Raw genomic sequence first — 17,261 nt, 5'->3', positions numbered from 1 at the left:
ATGCTGTTATTTATCTAATAAGATTGTTTTTTCTATCTTAATGTATTTCCTCATCCTCCCTCATCAACTTCTCCAAAATCTGAGTAGCCGCCTTAGCTATATTCGTTCCAGGACCAAAAACAGCACTTACTCCAGCTTCATATAAGAAATCATAATCTTTAGGAGGGATTACACCACCTGCAATTACCATAATATCTTCTCTGCCAATTCTTTTTAATTCATTTATCATTTTTGGAATCAACATTTTATGTCCTGCAGCTAAACTTGATGCCCCAACAATGTGGACATCATTTTCAGCTGCTTGCATGGCAGATTCTTCAGGGGTTTGGAAAAGTGGCCCAATATCTACATCAAAGCCTAAATCCGCAAAGCTTGTGGCTATTACCTTAGCCCCTCTATCATGTCCATCTTGCCCCATTTTTGCGATCAGAATTCTAGGTCTTCTTCCTTCTAATTCTGCAAAATCGTTCGCTAACTTTTGTGCTTTCTTGAAGTCAGCGCTATTGCCAGCCTCTCCAGAATATACACCTTGTATGGAGCGAATGGTTGCTTTATGTCTTCCAAATGATTTTTCCATAGCATCTGAGATTTCACCTAAGGTAGCTCTTTTTCGAGCTGCTTCCACGGCAAATTCTAATAAATTTCCTTTTCCAGTCTTAGCGCATTCCGCCAAATTATCAAGGGCAGTTTTTACTTCAGAGTCGTTTCTATCCGCCTTCAGTTTTTCAAGTCGCTTAACTTGTGATTTTAAAACAGCCGTATTATCTACTTCACGCAATTCAATATCACTTTCTTCATCAGTTCGATAGCGATTGATACCCACTATAACTTCCCTTCCAGAATCAATTCCTGCCTGTTTTCTGGCAGAAGCTTCTTCAATTCTCATTTTCGGAAGGCCGGATTCGATGGCTTTTGTCATTCCGCCCATTTCTTCCACTTCCTCAATCAATTTCCAAGCCTTTTTCACCAGTTGGTCTGTTAGGAATTCCACATAATAAGAGCCTCCCCATGGATCAACCGTCTTGGTGATTTGTGTTTCATTTTGTAGGAATAATTGAGTGTTTCGTGCTATTCTAGCTGAGAAATCAGTAGGCAAAGCAATGGCTTCATCTAATGCGTTGGTGTGCAAAGATTGAGTATGCCCTAGAACAGCTGCTTTGGCCTCAATATAGGTTCTGGCAACATTATTATAGGGGTCTTGCTCTGTTAAGCTGTAACCCGAAGTTTGGCTATGTGTTCTTAGTGCCAGTGATTTAGGATTTTCAGGATTGAATTGCTTTACAATTTTCGCCCAAAGCAATCTTCCTGCTCTCATTTTGGCAATTTCCATGAAATGGTTCATACCAATTGCCCAAAAAAAGGAAAGGCGTGGGGCAAACTTATCGATAGTCAAGCCTGACTTTAATCCGGCCCTGATGTATTCCAATCCATCTGCCAATGTATAAGCTAATTCCAAATCAGCTGTGGCACCCGCTTCATGCATGTGATAGCCACTGATACTGATGGAATTAAATTTCGGCATATTTTTACTGGTATATTCAAAAATATCAGAAATAATACGAACAGAAGGAGCAGGAGGGTAGATATAAGTATTCCTCACCATAAATTCTTTCAAAATGTCATTTTGAATGGTGCCAGAGAGTTGCTCAGGTTTTACGCCTTGCTCTTCAGCTGCTACTATATAAAATGCCATCACAGGAATTACTGCTCCATTCATGGTCATGGAAACTGACATTTTATCCAAAGGAATTTGGTCAAAAAGCAATTTCATATCCAAAATGCTGTCAATGGCAACTCCCGCTTTTCCGACATCTCCCTCAACTCTTGGATGGTCAGAATCATAACCTCTATGCGTGGCTAAATCAAAAGCTACTGAAAGTCCTTTTTGTCCTGCTGCTAAATTTTTTCTGTAAAATTCATTAGACTCTTCAGCCGTGGAAAATCCTGCGTACTGTCGGATAGTCCATGGTCTTTGTACATACATTGTGCTGTAAGGACCTCTTAAATAAGGAGCTTTTCCTGCGATAAAACCGATATGTTCTGCACCTTTAATAGTGGAGGCATCAATCACAGGAGGAACTACTATGCTTTCAGCAGTTTTCCACTCGGCTCTTGAATGAGCTTTGCTATCGACTTTATCTAAATTTATATTTTCTATTTTTGAAAAATCAGGTCTCATATCAGCGCTATTCCTAAGTCTTTTAATAATTGGTCTAAAAATCTTTTGGTATCAACTTTTCGGTTGATACATCCATATAAGCCAGCTTTTTGTAATTCTGCTTCATTCGGTTCTTGTCCGGCTACTAATAGGGTTCCTTTATGTTTAGAAATATACTGTTCTAAATTTTCAGGAGTTTCAGCATAACATAAAACAGTGATACTTGCTTCATTATCTAATTTTATGTTTTCATCTAATTGATCAATAAATTCCTCAGATGAGATACCAATTCCAGCTATCCCTAAAAAACTGTAAGCAAAATCTGATTTGGCTTTGCTGATTGGATCAGTGCCCAATAAAACAATTTGAGCCATTGGTCTGGCTTTTTCGCCCTTTTCTTCCACTAATTTCTCTACCCTATATCGCATGTGCTCAATAGTGGCAGTCAATCTTTTCGCTTCCAGGCTTTTTCCACTTTCTTCTGTATCTAAATAAGCACTGATTTTTTCACCTATTAATTGATAGGTATTGGCACCTATCAATAAATCTTTTCTAGCCCATAAATTTTGCTCGGCTTTTCCAGCATCCGTATCTACTATTTGATGGATATTTCCATTATCAAAATGATGACTATAAGAACCATCTTCTTCAAATTCTGTAAATATCTTCCAAGAAGATGAAGAAATCTCCTTGATAAGGTTTTCTATATAATAACTACCCTTTGTAGGATCGACTACTTTATCTAAATGTGATTCCTCTTTAAGTATATTGGAAATATTTAGTGCAATCCTTTTGAAAGTTTTGCTTGGTGGTTTTCCAGCTGATTCATCATGTGGCTGAACCCACAAACTATTGCATCCTCCCAAAACAGAAGCCATGGCCTCATTGGTATTTCTTAATAAATTAACATTAAAGTCTAGTGCAGATTTACTTCTGAAACTGGTATTGCAATGAATAAATATATCATCTGCGTTTACTTTGCTATTGTAAGCTTCAGCTATTTTCAATAGGTTATATTTAAACGCTTTTAGTTTAGCAATTTCAAAAAAATAATTACTGCCCACAGCAAGTGAAAAAACGGTGGATTTTAGAATTTGATTGAGTTCAAGTTTTAAATCTGTTAATTTATCAAAGAATTCTACTGATTTAGATAGCAGTAATCCTGATTCATGGGTGATATTTGCTCCGGAATTGTGGAATAAATTACTACTAATACATAAAGGCTTGAAATCAGGATAATCATCAGCGTGTTTGATCAACTCTGCTATTTTTTTGAAATCATTATCATTTATACCAATGGTGCCTGAATCTCTGCATTCAATTATATCGCAATGATAAAAACCACTGATTTTATGGCTATCAATATCGTGTGCACTAATAAAATTTAAATATTGTGATATTAATGAATAAAAAGGCTCCTTAGATTCAAATGAAATCATGCAATATTCCGGCTGAATTTCATTTAATAAAATTTCCAGATTTATATCAGCGTTTGCAATTACAAAAATAATCCCTTCAGTTCCACCATTTAAAGCTTCTAATGCAGCTTGATTGGCTTCTTTTTCGCTTTTTACAAGCACTTTAACTTGATTTGCCCAATAGCGAGGAGGTAGAGCTTCATTTACTTGTTGTATTGAGTTTTGGATATTTATCTCTGAACCCTCAGCTGTATCTTTATGATAAAAGGGTTTAATCGAAATTCCTTCAGGGGTTTTACTGATCAGATTTTCAAAAGGCTTATCCTTTAATTCTTTTATGATTTGATTCTTCCAATCTATGGCAGAACTCTTTTCAAAATTTTCAAATAATTTAGTATTGCTCATTTCCAATTTTGTCGTTTCAATGCTTAAAGTTAATATATTTCCCTCTATCCTTAAACGTAAAAGTTATAAATGGTGGATGAAATCATATATCTGTTCATCATGCATCAATTTAAATAATTGAGATAAAGGACTTTAATCCGGATTATCCATTCCGATGTTCGTGATTAATACTGATTATAATCATTTAAAAACATGATATTCAATTGATTAAGTAGGGTTAGCACCGATATTAATAGAAACCTAATAGTTCAAATTTTAATGCTTTTAATGGTTATATTTAATGTGAAATTGTAGTATAACTATCTAATAATCGGGTTTTTATAAACCGTATGTCCTTTAGATTAGAAATTCATTTAAATTTTTAGGATTAAATAATAAAATGTAATTTTTTAAAGAAAATTTAACTGTTTTACAAACATAAATTGACTGAATTGTATTTAATGGCTTGTCAAGTAAAATTGCATTTTTTTCTTCCCTATTTTTTTATCATTTTTGTCAGCCCTGATAGAAAATTAGGGTTTCAAATAAACAATCCGTCAAGTATTAGTGTGAATGGTTAAAGACTGTCAATCAGTATGGAATAATTGTCTTCACTCCATAAAGGAGGGTGTTGGAGAGCAGAGTTATAATACTTGGTTTTCTCCTATTGACCCTATCAAGCTTGAAAATAACGTTTTAACGATTCAAGTGCCGAGCCAATTCTTTTATGAGTGGTTGGAGGAACATTATGTTCATATTTTACGGAAAGTTATTCATCAAGAACTTGGACCTGAAGGCAGATTGGAATACTCTGTTATAGTGGATAAAGGAAATGAGAAGTATAAACCCTTTACCATCAATTTGCCTAATAATAATAAATCCAATAAACCTAAGGAACAACCAAGGGAAGAACCTCTAAATCCATTCGTTTTAAATGGAGTAGATTTAAGTCAGCAAAATTCTCAACTAAATCCCAATTATACTTTTGATACTTTTATTGAAGGGGATTGTAACCGTTTGGCTAGGTCAGCTGGATATGCTGTGGCTAAAAAGCCAGGTATTACCTCTTTTAATCCACTGATGATTTACGGGGGAGTAGGATTGGGAAAAACCCATTTGGTACAAGCCATAGGAAATGAAATAAAAGATACTTTAAATGGTAAATTTGTTTTGTATGTTTCTTCTGAGAAATTTACCAATCAGTTTATCGATGCTTTAAGAAATAATAAAATTCAAGATTTCTCTAATTACTATTTGCATATTGATGCACTAATCATTGATGATGTTCAGTTTTTAGGTGGTAAAGAGAGAACCCAGGAAATATTCTTTCATATTTTCAATCATTTACATCAGAATGGTAAGCAAATTATCATGACTTCTGATCGTCCGCCAAGGGATTTGAAAGGTTTGGAGGACAGATTGCTTTCTAGATTTAAATGGGGATTAACTGCTGATTTACAGCAGCCAGATTTGGAAACCCGTATTGCCATTATCCAGAATAAAATGGAAAGTGATGGTATTCATATTCCAGAAGATGTGATTGAATATTTAGCTTATTCTGTTGATACCAATATCAGAGAATTAGAAGGTGTTTTGATTTCATTGATTGCGCATGCTTCTTTAAATAGAAAAGAAATTGATTTAGAATTGGCTAAGCAGACTTTGAAAAATATTGTTCATGATATTGAATCTGAAGTAGGTATTGATTTCATTCAAAAGACTATTGCTGAACATTTCGCGGTTAAAATCGATGATTTAAAAGCGAAAACCAGAAAGAAAGAAATTGTAATTGCCCGTCAGGTTTCCATGTTTTTCTGCAAGGAACACACCAACCATTCTTTAAAATCAATTGGCTACCATTTTGGAGGAAGAGATCACTCCACTGTTATTCATGCAGTACAATCTGTAAATGACATGATGCAGGTGGACAAGCGATTTAGAGAAGAAATGGAGGAGCTGAAGAAGAGGTTTAAAATGAAGAAGGTTTAGAGCCCAGCCCCCCCCTATACCCCAAAGGGGGAATGGAGCACGGATATACTTTAATGATTAATAGCAATCGACACTCCTATCATAGCCTCAAGGGGTAGTTCTCACAGATTTAAATCAGCAGAAAATAATAAATTTATATGTTAATTTTTCTTTGTGTATGACGGTTGGAACTGTCTGACGCATAAAATAAAGTGTACTAAACCAAAGTATTTCAAGCAGATTCCTTCCTCTTTAAAAAACTCTCCTTCTTCACCTTTTTATAATTTTTGGTAGCATGCTCGCTACTTAAGATCTTATAAATTTCAGGGTGGTCGGGATATTGAATTAGATAATTGCTGAATTCTTCCCACTGTTCTATTGAATCATTCTGAGAGTAAAATCCAAAGCCTTTATAAAATCCTTCTTCTACCAATACAAAGGCAGATTCCTCTTGATTTCGGCCTTCGCCAATAAAAATGTAATCGCTTTTTTCGGCTTTGCAATAATCAATAAAAGCTTCGACCTTGGTATTGTGCTCATCTTGAGATTCTTCGCCAGCACATGCCCCTTCGCATAATTTTAAACTATAATCGAAACAAGCTCCTGGGCTGGATTGAATTCCAGCAAATTTTGGGCATATTTTCAGTTTTTTACTAACGTCATTCAAAAAAGCAAATCCTGAGGCATGGTTGGGAAACCTCATTAGACTTTGCATTCCAGCTTGCTTTCTTCCTAGTTGTAATCTTTTATAACCTTGTCTGTCTTCATATAGGTGAATTGAATAGCCAGGGCTATTGTTTTTCTGGGCTCGGTTGTATCGAGGCCAGTTCTTTCTGATTTCATTTGATTCGTGAAGTAGCGCAATCAATTCATTGCCAGTTAAATAATAATCTACATGATGAATCTGACTTTGAAAAGCTTGTTTGGCTACTTCCAATTTACTTCCTCCAAAATGGCTGCTGACCCTTTTTTTGATGTTTTTAGCTTTGCCAACGTAAATGATTTGACTTTTCTGATTGAGGAAATAATAAACACCAGGCGATTCAGGCAATGCTTCGAATACAGTCCTCTCCAAATTCTCAGGGATATTAACTACCGAAGCATTTTTCTTTAAAGATTTTTGGATGATTTCATTTTCATCATGCTTAACCAATTGTGTAAAGAGTTCTGCTGTGGCGATAGCGTCTCCAAAGGCTCTGTGTCGGTCATTAATTTTAATTCCTCGGTTTTCGCAGATATTACCAAGACTATAGCTTTTCAATCCAGGAAATATTTTTCTACTTAAACGAACAGTGCAGAGCTTTTTCAATTTTAAATCATAACCTAAATCCTGAAAAGCAGCTTTAACAAAAGAGTAGTCAAAATTCACACTATGTGCTACGAATATATTGCCTTCTAATAATTCATGAATGGTTTTAGCTTCCTCATAAAATTTTGGAGCTTCTTCCACCATTTGATCGTTGATTCCATGAATAGCTGATAATTGTGGTGGAATATGACGTTCAGGATTGATTAATGATTGGTACTCTTTAACCACTTTTTCACCATCATGTAAAATAATGGCGATTTCACATATTCTGTTTCGGGCTGCATAGCCTCCTGTGGTTTCTATATCAACTATGGCGTACATCTGTTTCCAACTTTTCTAAACTCAGAAAAGTTCGATAATTATTTTAAAAAAATCTATATTATTTCTATTTGAGATATTCTAAATTCCAATAGCATGTTAAGCTATCAATTTGGTTAAGCTAAAGCCTACAAAAACAGCAATTAAACCAATGGCTATGCTCCCAATTCCATATAGCAAAAACATTCCTATTTGACCATTTTGTAAATAATTGAAGTTTTCATAAGAGAAGGTTGAAAAGGTGGTGAAACCACCACAAAAGCCAGTCACCAGTAATAATTTAAAGTTTTGAGAAGGGTTCTCAATCAAATGAGCTAGAAAAACTCCTATCAAAAGTGAGCCTAAAATATTGGCTATCAGTGTCCCATAAGGCAGGAAGGGGGAAAGATATTTTTGCGATAAATTAGTGGTAACGTATCGTGCAATACTTCCTAATCCACCACCAAGTCCAACTAAGAGTAAATTTTTAATCATTTGGAGGCAAATTTACGGTTCCATTGTTCTCTGTCGTAAACAAGCTTACCAGAGGCATCCCATTCTTGATTGATATAGGGTTCAAAATCTTTATTAAATGGGTCTCTCCCATATTGAATCGTTTTCTTTCTTCTCCTCCTTTGATCATAGTATTCAGCCCATAAGCCTACTTTTTGATTGAATCTATACTCTCCTTGTACAGCCACCTGACCGTTTTTATGGAAATAAAGGTAAGTGCCTTCTTTCTCACCGTGTTCAATTGGTATTACCTCTTTTACATGCTCTCTTTTCTCTTCATCATAATAAGTGATTTTAGAGTCAATTGGCCAGCCTTTAAAATAGGTAAGTTTGTCCAACAGAATCCCATTATTATCATATCGCATCCATCTTCCGTGCTTGAGTCCATTCCAGAACATACCTTTTTCAATCACTTGTTCATCTTTTAATTTCTGATAAGGACCATGTAGAATACCTGCAAATTTAGGATCTGCATTTTTGGTGCTTCGAATTTCTTTTCTTTTAAAGTCATACCAGTAGAAATCCCTAACATAAGGATCTGGTTCAACATATTCTTTCTTTAGGTAGCTAAAAAGTTCACGTGTTATATTGTTTCCATAGCCAGAGAGGGTGTAGTTTTTTCTTACTTTTTTATCATAATAAAAATTACGTTTTTTCTTTTCCTTCTTTTTTTCGTTTTCTTCTTCATCTTCCTCTTCTTCTGTCTCCAAATCGATAGTTACGGGTGCACCATCTAAAAATTGGAAAGTTTTTTTAATAGTATCAGAAGGAGTGGGGATTGTATCCTGAGGAATTTCTTCTTCCTGTGCCAATAGAGCTTGTGGCAGAATGAAAAAAATTAGGGTCGATATAAGTAAGAATTTCTTCATGTCATCCAAAACGAAAACAGCCCGAAGTTATTGAAAATTCCGGGCTGTCTCTATATTTTTAATTAATAATTAATAATTACTAATTAACCAATTACTACTTTTCCTATTACTATTCGATGTCATTTAGTTAAGTTTCTTTAAGCCTCATCCTGTATTCCTACTTCTTAAGGAGAAGAAAAGGTGTTTTAACTAAACGAATTATTAATTACTAATTATTTACGTCTCCATCATCTCTACACTTCTGCTAATAAAGTTTGTTAAATCTTTACCATTCAGCATGTTTTGAGAAAGTAAAGCTAAATCATAATTCTGCTTGGCAATATTCTTTTGCTCTTCTTCGCTTTCAGCCTTTAAAATTTTTGAAGCCATTTTATGATTAGCATTTATGGTCAAATTATACTGATCTGGCATTCCGCCCATGAAAGGCATTCCGCCACCGGTTTGCTGCATATCCTTCATTCTGCGCATAAATTCTGGCATAGTTAAAGAAACTGGCAATTCATCAGGAGATAAAGCTTCCACAGCCACTGTCATAGATGAATTATTGATAGCGTCTTCAAAAACTTTTTTCAACTTTTCTTTTTCATCATCAGATAATACGCTTTCAGCTTTTTCATCTTTATCAATCAATTTATCCACTATATCGGCATCCACTCGCTTCATATTGGTTTTCTCCAATTTCTGCTCTAGTTGATTGATGAAATGGCTATCTATTGGGCTATCTAATAAAACCACGTCATACCCTTTTTTCTGTGCTGATGTGATATAAGCATCTTGCTTATCAGGATTAGTGGCATATAGAATAGTTACATTGTCATCTTTGTCAGTCTGATTTCCGGCAATGCTTTCTTTATATTCATCTAAAGTGAAATATTTATCTTGCTCTATGCTTTTCAATAGACAGAATTTCTTTGCTTTGTCATAGAATTTATCATCGCTCATCATTCCGTACTTCACGAAAAGTCCAACGCTGTCCCATTTTTCTTCAAATGATTTTCGATCACTTTTATAGAGTTCCGCCAGCTTATCCGCAACTTTCTTGGTAATGTGATTATTGATTTTCTTTACATTACTGTCGGATTGTAAGTAACTTCTTGATACGTTCAATGGAATATCAGGAGAGTCAATTACCCCATGCATCAACATTAAGAATTCAGGTACAACGTCTTTTACCTCATCCGTAATAAAAACCTGTCGAGAGTAGAGCTGAATTTTATTTTTCTGAATATCAAAGTCATTCTTGATTTTCGGAAAGTATAAAATGCCTGTCAAATTGAATGGATAATCCACATTCAGGTGGATCCAGAATAATGGATCCTCACTAAATGGATAAAGCTCTTTATAGAAATCTTTGTATTCTTCGTCAGTTAAATCAGCCGGAGCTTTTGTCCAAAGAGGAGTAGTATTGTTAATTACTTTTGGTACTTTAACCTTTTTCTCTTTTGCATCATCTCCTTCCCCTTCTTTAATGGTTTCTTCAGTTTCACCAAAAATGATTGGAACAGGCAAGAATTTACAATATTTAGTCAAAATTTCATTGACTCTATGTTCTTCTAAAAATTCTTCTGAATCTTTATTGATATGCAAAATGACCTCAGAACCTCTTTCTTTTTTGTCACCGTCTTTTAATTCGAATTCAGTGCTTCCGTCACAAATCCAGTGAGCGGGAGTGGCCTCTTTTTCTCTTGATAAAGATTTGATTTCTACTTTATCCGCTACCATAAAAGCAGAATAGAAACCTAAACCAAAATGACCAATTATACCGGAGCCTTCACCTTTTTCTTTGTATTTTTCAACAAATTCCGTGGCACCGGAAAAGGCAATTTGGTTAATATATTTTTTGATTTCTTCGCCTGTCATCCCGATTCCTTTATCGATGACATGTAAAGTCTTTTTCTTTTTATCTATTTTAATTTCAATGCTTAAATCACCTAGGTCACCATCATATTCACCTAGAGTACCAAGGCTTTTGATTTTTTGAGTGGCATCTACTGCATTGGAAACTAACTCACGAAGGAATACTTCATGGTCAGAGTATAAAAATTTCTTAATTATTGGGAAAATATTTTCCGAATGGATCGAAATACTACCTTTCTCTTGCATTTTGTTTACTGTTTTGATTTGTCTCTTTCAGAGGATCAATTCTTATTCCATTCTCGATTTAATATCATTTTGCTGTCAGCTTGGCAGAAAAATTTTATGTAAATTGCAAGAACTGAAAAAATATCATACTATGAGAAAGACAACCTTAATTTTCATTGCCATTTTTTGTACTACAATTTTTAATTCCTGCGAATTATTGCAACAGGTAGCCAAAGATTATGACCTTGATCCAACACAATCAGGTAAATTAACAGAAAGAGAAGTGATTCAAGGATTGAAATCTGCCTTAGAAGTAGGTGCAAAAGCAGGGGTTGATCAATTAGCAAGTACTAATGGCTATTTAAGAGATGAAGCTGTTAAAATACTATTACCTTCTGAATTGCAATCAGCCATTTCACAATTAAAATCCACTTCAGCCGGAAGAAAGGTTTATGATGAATTGATTAAAGATATTGAGGCAGACATGATATTAAGTTTAAACAGAGCAGCAGAAAAAGCGGTAGTAAAAGCAAAGCCTATATTTGTTAATGCCATCACCTCAATGACTGTGCAAGACGGATTCAATATTTTGAAAGGCTCGGATGATGCTGCCACTAATTATTTGAGAAATAAAACTTTCAATCAATTGTTAAATGCTTTTAAACCTGATATAAAAGATGTTTTAGATGATCCTATTGTCTATAATAAAAGCAGTGAGCAGTTATATAGCACCTTTGTTAAAACCTATAATGATGTAGAAAGAAATGATTTTATAAATGCTTTAAATTTAAGTCCTATTAATGAAAAGGACTTAGCAACTTTTGTTACCGAACGAGCATTAGACGGAATGTTCCAAAAAATTGCTTTAAAGGAGAAAGACATAAGAGAAAATCCATCAGCCAGGATAAATGATATTTTGAAAAAAGTATTTGCTCAACAATAATCTATAGATTCACATTGGTTTTGTAAGGATTAGGTAATCCAATCAAAATGAAGTAATGATATTTTAAATATGAGAATTAAAGAATTTATTATTTTTTCTGCTCTAACTTTTTTTTGGCTTATTCAAAATCCGTTTGAATTGAAAGCTCAAGATTATGGACTCAAAGTAGGTGCGGTTGTCTCCACCATAAATGGCCAAGGGAACGGTAGTTTGAGACCGGGGTTGCAATTAGGTGGCTACAAAAAGTTTGGCGCTACAGAAAGACTCTTTGTTCAGATGGAAACTTTGCTTACTCAAAAAGGCTCATGGAATTGGGATAGTCAAAATGTTAATAATATCAATCTGTATTATTTTGATTTTGCAATCATGTTTGGGATTCTGTTGGATGAGAAATTCACTCTAAATCTGGGGATTCAACCCTCAGTGTTTTTAGGCGGGAATTATAAATATTTCATGGATGGTCAAGAGCAAAAAATGGGTTTAAATGGCAGAGTAAGTGCTATGGATTATGCTACTATCTTTGGTTTGGAATATGATCTAAATGAAAACGTCACAATAGGAGGGAGATTTAACTATAGCTTCGTGCCACTTCAATCCTATGAAAATGATTTTGCCGATAATAATCAACTATCTTATTCCATTTTATTTCAATTATATGGAAAGCTGAAGATGGATAAGTTAAAAGAAATATTGAAAATAGATTAACCATCCTAACTATATTCCTTCTTTTAATCGAGGTGAATTGTATTTAGGTAGCATAATTAAACACAAACATATCCTAAAATAGGAACCGCTTTATTGCGCAAGGAAAGTTTAAACCTTAACTTTGCAGTTCTAAAAATTAACTATGGATAAAAAACCTGTAATAATCTTAGGGGCAAAAGGTATCGGGCCTTCAGCGGCTGAAATTTTCAAAAGTAATAAAGTTGAAATTTATTGCTTTTTGGATGATGATAAAACCATGCACGGCACCGAGATTGATTTCGTATCTGTTTTAGGAGAAACAGATGATGATGGTTATTTAAAATATATCGGTAAAAAATGCGATGCTTTTGTGGCGGAAGACAATATGAAAGCTCGAAAAAAGATGACCAAAATGCTGAACGACCGCAGGAAGACTATGCCTGCGAATGCTATTCATGCTCAGGCAATTGTTTCTGATTCAACACATTTGGGTTATGGAAATTTCATCAACGCAAGAGCTGTTTTAGGAGCGTATTCCAAAGTGCCTAATCACTGCCTGATTCATTCTGGAGTTATTATTGAATACAATGTTGAGCTTGGAGACTATGTACAGATTGGAGCTGGTTCTCAATTGAACAGTGGAGTAATAGTTGGAGATGAAACATTCATTGGCTCTGGAGTAACCGTTGTTTCAGGGGTGAAAATCGGAAAAAAAGCCAATATTGGAGCAGGTTCTGTAGTGATCAGAGATGTGAAAGATGGAGAAACCGTATTCGGTAATCCTGCTCAAACGATTGAAAATTAATTATTTATAGATATAAAATCACCTTATTTACACTAAGGAGGAAATTATGGAAAATACAGAAAACCAATACAAAGTAATTCTTTATTACTGCTATGCAGAAATTGAGAATCCTGACCAATTCAGGGATGAACATCATTTAATGTGTTTAGAACTCGATTTAAGAGGTAGAATCATTATCTCTAAAGAAGGATTAAACGGCACTGTTTCAGGCTCCACAGAAAATGTAGATGAATTCATGAAAAGAGTAAAAGCAGATACTCGATTTGCGGATACTGATTTCAAAGAAGATTTTCATCCTGAACACACCTTTAAAAAATTGAATGTGAGGCATAAGCCTGAAATTGTGCATTCAAGTCTTTCTCACATCAATCCAAGAAAAAGAACAGGAGCTTATGTAGAGCCTGAGCAATTCAGAGAAATGATTAAAAACGAGGAGGATATAGTCATTTTGGATGTCCGTTCCAATTACGAACATGAGTTAGGTCGCTTCAAAAATGCAGTTACACTAGATATAGAAAATTTCAGGGATTTTCCTGAGAAAATAAGCGAATTGGAGCAGTATAAAAATAAAAAGATTGTGACTTATTGCACTGGAGGAATCAAGTGCGAGAAGGCAAGTGCTTTTTTATTAGAGCAGGGATTTGATAATGTTCATCAACTGCATGGTGGGATAATAAAATACGGACTGGAAGCAGAGGGAGAAGATTTTGAAGGAAAATGTTATGTTTTTGATAACAGACTTTCAGTGGATATAAACAAAGTGAATCCTAAGGTAGTTTCTAAATGTTTTGTTTGCGATACCAATTCTGATAGAATGGTAAATTGTGCTAATCCTACTTGCAATGTACATGTTCCCATCTGCGAAAAATGTAGTTGGGAAATGGAAGGTGCTTGCTCAGAAGAATGTAAAGAGCATCCCGAGAAAAGAGAATATAACGGAACTGGCTATTACCAAAAGAAAACTAATGGATATGATCCTTATAAAGGCTTTCAGGGTAAAGTAGAAAAATCTAAAATCTAATTAATATGAATCAGAAATATCCTGAGTCAGAATTGATATTGAATAAGGACGGTTCCGTCTATCATTTGAGTTTAAGACCTCAGGATATTTCAGATGTCATTCTTACAGTTGGAGACCCTTCAAGAGTTCATAAAGTGAGTCAGTATTTTGATGAGGTCACTTTTGAAATGAATAAAAGGGAGTTTATTACACATACAGGCACCTATAAAGGACGAAAACTAACAGTGATGTCCACGGGAATGGGTACCGATAATGTGGAAATTTTAATGACTGAGTTAGATGCTCTCGCTAATATAAACCTTAAAAAAAGAGAAAATAAGGTTAAAAAGAAATCATTAAAAATAATTAGAATTGGCACTTCAGGTGGTTTACAACAAGATCTGCCTGTAGATTCTTTATTAGCCTCACAATTTGCAATTGGTATAGATACTTTAATGCAATTTTATCATTTAGATAGAACAGAGGCAGAATCGAATGTTGAATCTGCATTGCAGTTGGAAATTGGTTTGCCGTTCCGCCCATATTGTGTGGAAGGATCATCTTCTTTACTCAAGCATTTTTCTGATGGGATGAATATTGGAAATACAGTCACTTGTCCTGGATTTTATGCACCCCAAGGAAGGCAATTACGCACACCTATTCGCTTTCCCAATATTGCAGAAAGCCTTTCCATGTTTCATTATGGAGATTTGTGGTTGACCAATTTTGAAATGGAAACAGCAGGTTATTATGCAATGGGAAGATTATTAGGCCATGAAGTATTGAGTTGCAATGCGATTGTAGCTAATAGAATGACCCATCAATTCTCAAAAAATTCTGATAAAACTATTGATACGCTAATCAAGATGGTTTTGGATAAAGCATCAGAGCTTTAGAATTCCGAAATAATACAATCACATCTTTATAGTACTGAATGAACAGTTAATCGAAAATGATTGATTTTAATAAGATAATGTTCTATTTTGAAATCTTATTGATTCACTTATGCGATTTTTATATCTGTTAATAGTACAATTTTTAAGTTTTCCAATCTGGGCACAGAATCAGCTGGAAAACACTGACTTTAATAATTTGAATGTAAGTGACGGCCTCTCACAGAATATAGTGGAGACAATTTATCAAGGAAGTAATGGCTTTCTTTGGTTAGGAACTCAGGACGGGTTGAACAGATATGATGGTCAGGATTTTATCTCCTATCAATATAGAATTGATGATTCTACTAGCATAAGCAATAATTATATCAAAGATATAGTAGAAGATCAAAATGGAAATTTATGGATAGGTACTTATGGTGGGGGCTTAAATAAATTTGATAAGAAGTCAAATTTTGATCATTTTCTTCATGATAATAAAGGTAAAAATTCTATTAGCGATAATGTAGTTTATACAATTTTTCAGCATTCAGACTCAGTTTATTGGTTAGGTACTAAAAACGGTTTAAACAAATTTAATATTATCACTGAGGAATTTTCAAATCCTTTTACACATCCTGATAATTTTCCTTCATTAAATAATTCTGTGGTTTATTGCATTTCAAAAGCTGAGCTAGAAGATGTAATTTGGGTAGGAACTCGAGAGGGACTTCATAGAATAAACATTAAAACATCTCAAACTGAAAAATTCCTTAAAGGTGAAAAGGGGCTTAAAGATGATGATATACGTGATTTATATTTTGATAAAAATGAAACCCTATGGGTAGCAACTAAATTAGGCGGATTATTTTATAAAACTTTAAACAGTAATAAATTTGAGCAAATAGATTTAAAATTCGTTAATGAAAATGAGGTTTATGCTCGTAAAATTTATCCGAATGAAAGTGGAGGTGTCTGGCTTGGTACTTTCGGTGCAGGATTGTTTTATATAGAATCTAATTTTAAAACGAAGCATCAATTTCGAGAAGAAAAGTATAATCAGAATACTTTACCATCTAGCAATATAGTTGAGATTTATCAAGATGAATCATCCAATTATTGGTTAGGTACACATGGTAGCGGGATATCATCTTTTAACTTAAATCAGAAAAAATTTGATCTCTATCAGGCTGATGAAAATAATTCATATAGCATTTCAGATAATGCAGTAAATTATATCTTTGAAGATAGTCGTGGTGATATTTACATAGCAAATGATGCTGGAATTGATATAGTTGTTGAAGATTCAGATGAGCTTAGATTTCAACAAATTTTAAGTAGTTACTCAGGCATTCCAGATGATAGGGCATGGTTATTATTTGAAGATTCTGAAAAAATCTTTTGGGTTGGATTATGGAATTTTGGATTATCTCGATATAACAGAGATACGGGTGAATTAAAATCCTACAGAAATATTGAAGGAGATACTACTTCAATTACCACAAATTTTATTGAAAGTATTGCAGAAGCGCCAGATGGAAAACTTTGGGTCGGATTACTTGGTGATGGCGGATTAGTGGTTTTTGATAAGGACAAAGAACAGTTTAAGAGATATAAACATGATGTTAATGATCCTAGCTCCCTGTCGAATAATAGAGTGCATAAGGTGTTTATTGATAGTAGAAGTAGATTTTGGCTTGCAACGGATTATGGTTTGGATTTATATCAAGCTGATACTGATAATTTCAAGCACTACAGATATAGCAAAAATGATTCTAATAGTATAAATTATAATATTATCAGAACGATAATAGAGGATAGTAACCTGAGTTCGACTCTAATTTGTAAATTCAGATTTTCATATAATTCAATAGACAAGGCGTCTTTGAGAAGATATAGCGGGCTATATCGAGGGAAGATAACGCAGTATATTGGATTATATGGAAAAGCTTTTCCTAT

General features: G+C 34.2%; 13 protein-coding genes. 7 read left to right on the top strand and 6 right to left on the bottom strand.

What is annotated here, in order from left to right:
- Positions 1-37 precede the first annotated feature (37 nt).
- Together scpA and Q0L29_RS06935 are read right to left on the bottom strand one after the other, a co-directional pair.
- Positions 38-2,179 carry a methylmalonyl-CoA mutase gene (gene scpA, locus Q0L29_RS06940; RefSeq protein ID WP_296620242.1) on the bottom strand — a complete coding sequence of 714 codons (2,142 nt, stop codon included), beginning with the start codon at positions 2,177-2,179 and terminating at the stop codon, positions 38-40.
- On the bottom strand, positions 2,176-3,981 hold the full coding sequence (locus Q0L29_RS06935) for a methylmalonyl-CoA mutase family protein (RefSeq protein ID WP_296620239.1): 1,806 nt from the start codon (positions 3,979-3,981) through the stop codon (positions 2,176-2,178). The genes scpA and Q0L29_RS06935 overlap by 4 nt, the downstream gene beginning before the upstream one ends.
- A 552-nt stretch (positions 3,982-4,533) precedes the next feature.
- Here Q0L29_RS06935 and dnaA point away from each other — a divergent pair.
- A complete protein-coding gene (gene dnaA, locus Q0L29_RS06930) occupies positions 4,534-5,949 on the top strand; it encodes a chromosomal replication initiator protein DnaA (RefSeq protein WP_296620236.1) in 1,416 nt (471 codons plus the stop codon).
- Between the two features lie 211 nt (positions 5,950-6,160).
- Here dnaA and Q0L29_RS06925 read toward each other — a convergent pair whose 3' ends face one another.
- From Q0L29_RS06925 to htpG, 4 genes are all read right to left on the bottom strand, one after another.
- On the bottom strand, positions 6,161-7,558 hold the full coding sequence (locus Q0L29_RS06925) for an exonuclease domain-containing protein (RefSeq protein WP_296620234.1): 1,398 nt from the start codon (positions 7,556-7,558) through the stop codon (positions 6,161-6,163).
- A gap of 96 nt (positions 7,559-7,654) precedes the next feature.
- Entirely contained in the window at positions 7,655-8,029 is a 375-nt protein-coding gene (gene crcB / locus Q0L29_RS06920; protein WP_296620233.1) for a fluoride efflux transporter CrcB, read from the bottom strand.
- Complete coding sequence (locus Q0L29_RS06915; RefSeq protein WP_296620231.1) at positions 8,026-8,916, bottom strand: hypothetical protein; 891 nt, start codon at positions 8,914-8,916, stop codon at positions 8,026-8,028. Before Q0L29_RS06915 ends, crcB begins: the two co-directional genes overlap by 4 nt.
- A gap of 216 nt (positions 8,917-9,132) precedes the next feature.
- Positions 9,133-11,019 carry a molecular chaperone HtpG gene (htpG, locus tag Q0L29_RS06910; protein WP_296620229.1) on the bottom strand — a complete coding sequence of 629 codons (1,887 nt, stop codon included), beginning with the start codon at positions 11,017-11,019 and terminating at the stop codon, positions 9,133-9,135.
- 130 nt (positions 11,020-11,149) lie between these two features.
- Here htpG and Q0L29_RS06905 point away from each other — a divergent pair, with 130 nt between their 5' ends.
- From Q0L29_RS06905 to Q0L29_RS06880, 6 genes are all read left to right on the top strand, one after another.
- Positions 11,150-11,941, top strand: a complete 792-nt coding sequence (locus Q0L29_RS06905; protein WP_296620228.1) for a DUF4197 domain-containing protein — start codon at positions 11,150-11,152, stop codon at positions 11,939-11,941.
- Positions 11,942-12,010: 69 nt separating this feature from the next.
- Complete coding sequence (locus Q0L29_RS06900; RefSeq protein ID WP_296620227.1) at positions 12,011-12,646, top strand: outer membrane beta-barrel protein; 636 nt, start codon at positions 12,011-12,013, stop codon at positions 12,644-12,646.
- Positions 12,647-12,788: 142 nt separating this feature from the next.
- The gene (locus tag Q0L29_RS06895; protein ID WP_296620225.1) at positions 12,789-13,430 is read left to right on the top strand and encodes an acetyltransferase; all 642 of its coding nucleotides are present in this window, start codon (positions 12,789-12,791) and stop codon (positions 13,428-13,430) included.
- A 46-nt stretch (positions 13,431-13,476) separates the two neighbouring features.
- Positions 13,477-14,451 carry a rhodanese-related sulfurtransferase gene (locus Q0L29_RS06890; protein ID WP_296620224.1) on the top strand — a complete coding sequence of 325 codons (975 nt, stop codon included), beginning with the start codon at positions 13,477-13,479 and terminating at the stop codon, positions 14,449-14,451.
- A gap of 5 nt (positions 14,452-14,456) precedes the next feature.
- A complete protein-coding gene (locus Q0L29_RS06885) occupies positions 14,457-15,326 on the top strand; it encodes a nucleoside phosphorylase (RefSeq protein ID WP_296620222.1) in 870 nt (289 codons plus the stop codon).
- 109 nt (positions 15,327-15,435) lie between these two features.
- A partial coding sequence (locus tag Q0L29_RS06880) for a two-component regulator propeller domain-containing protein (RefSeq protein WP_296620221.1) occupies positions 15,436-17,261 on the top strand: 1,826 nt, incomplete at its 3' end.

Source organism: Marivirga sp. (assembly GCF_024636815.1).
Taxonomy (GTDB): Bacteria; Bacteroidota; Bacteroidia; order Cytophagales; family Cyclobacteriaceae; genus Marivirga.
Note: the sequence above shows the minus strand (reverse complement) of the source record. Positions and strands in the feature narration are given on the sequence as shown.

Coding starts and splice junctions, on each gene's coding strand:
- Q0L29_RS06905 (WP_296620228.1), top strand. CDS start 11,150: ATGAGAAAGACAACCTTAATTTTCATTGCCATTTTTTGTACTACAATT.
- dnaA (WP_296620236.1), top strand. CDS start 4,534: ATGGTTAAAGACTGTCAATCAGTATGGAATAATTGTCTTCACTCCATA.
- htpG (WP_296620229.1), bottom strand. CDS start 11,019: ATGCAAGAGAAAGGTAGTATTTCGATCCATTCGGAAAATATTTTCCCA.
- Q0L29_RS06915 (WP_296620231.1), bottom strand. CDS start 8,916: ATGAAGAAATTCTTACTTATATCGACCCTAATTTTTTTCATTCTGCCA.
- Q0L29_RS06935 (WP_296620239.1), bottom strand. CDS start 3,981: ATGAGCAATACTAAATTATTTGAAAATTTTGAAAAGAGTTCTGCCATA.
- Q0L29_RS06900 (WP_296620227.1), top strand. CDS start 12,011: ATGAGAATTAAAGAATTTATTATTTTTTCTGCTCTAACTTTTTTTTGG.
- Q0L29_RS06895 (WP_296620225.1), top strand. CDS start 12,789: ATGGATAAAAAACCTGTAATAATCTTAGGGGCAAAAGGTATCGGGCCT.
- crcB (WP_296620233.1), bottom strand. CDS start 8,029: ATGATTAAAAATTTACTCTTAGTTGGACTTGGTGGTGGATTAGGAAGT.
- Q0L29_RS06885 (WP_296620222.1), top strand. CDS start 14,457: ATGAATCAGAAATATCCTGAGTCAGAATTGATATTGAATAAGGACGGT.
- Q0L29_RS06890 (WP_296620224.1), top strand. CDS start 13,477: ATGGAAAATACAGAAAACCAATACAAAGTAATTCTTTATTACTGCTAT.
- Q0L29_RS06925 (WP_296620234.1), bottom strand. CDS start 7,558: ATGTACGCCATAGTTGATATAGAAACCACAGGAGGCTATGCAGCCCGA.
- scpA (WP_296620242.1), bottom strand. CDS start 2,179: ATGAGACCTGATTTTTCAAAAATAGAAAATATAAATTTAGATAAAGTC.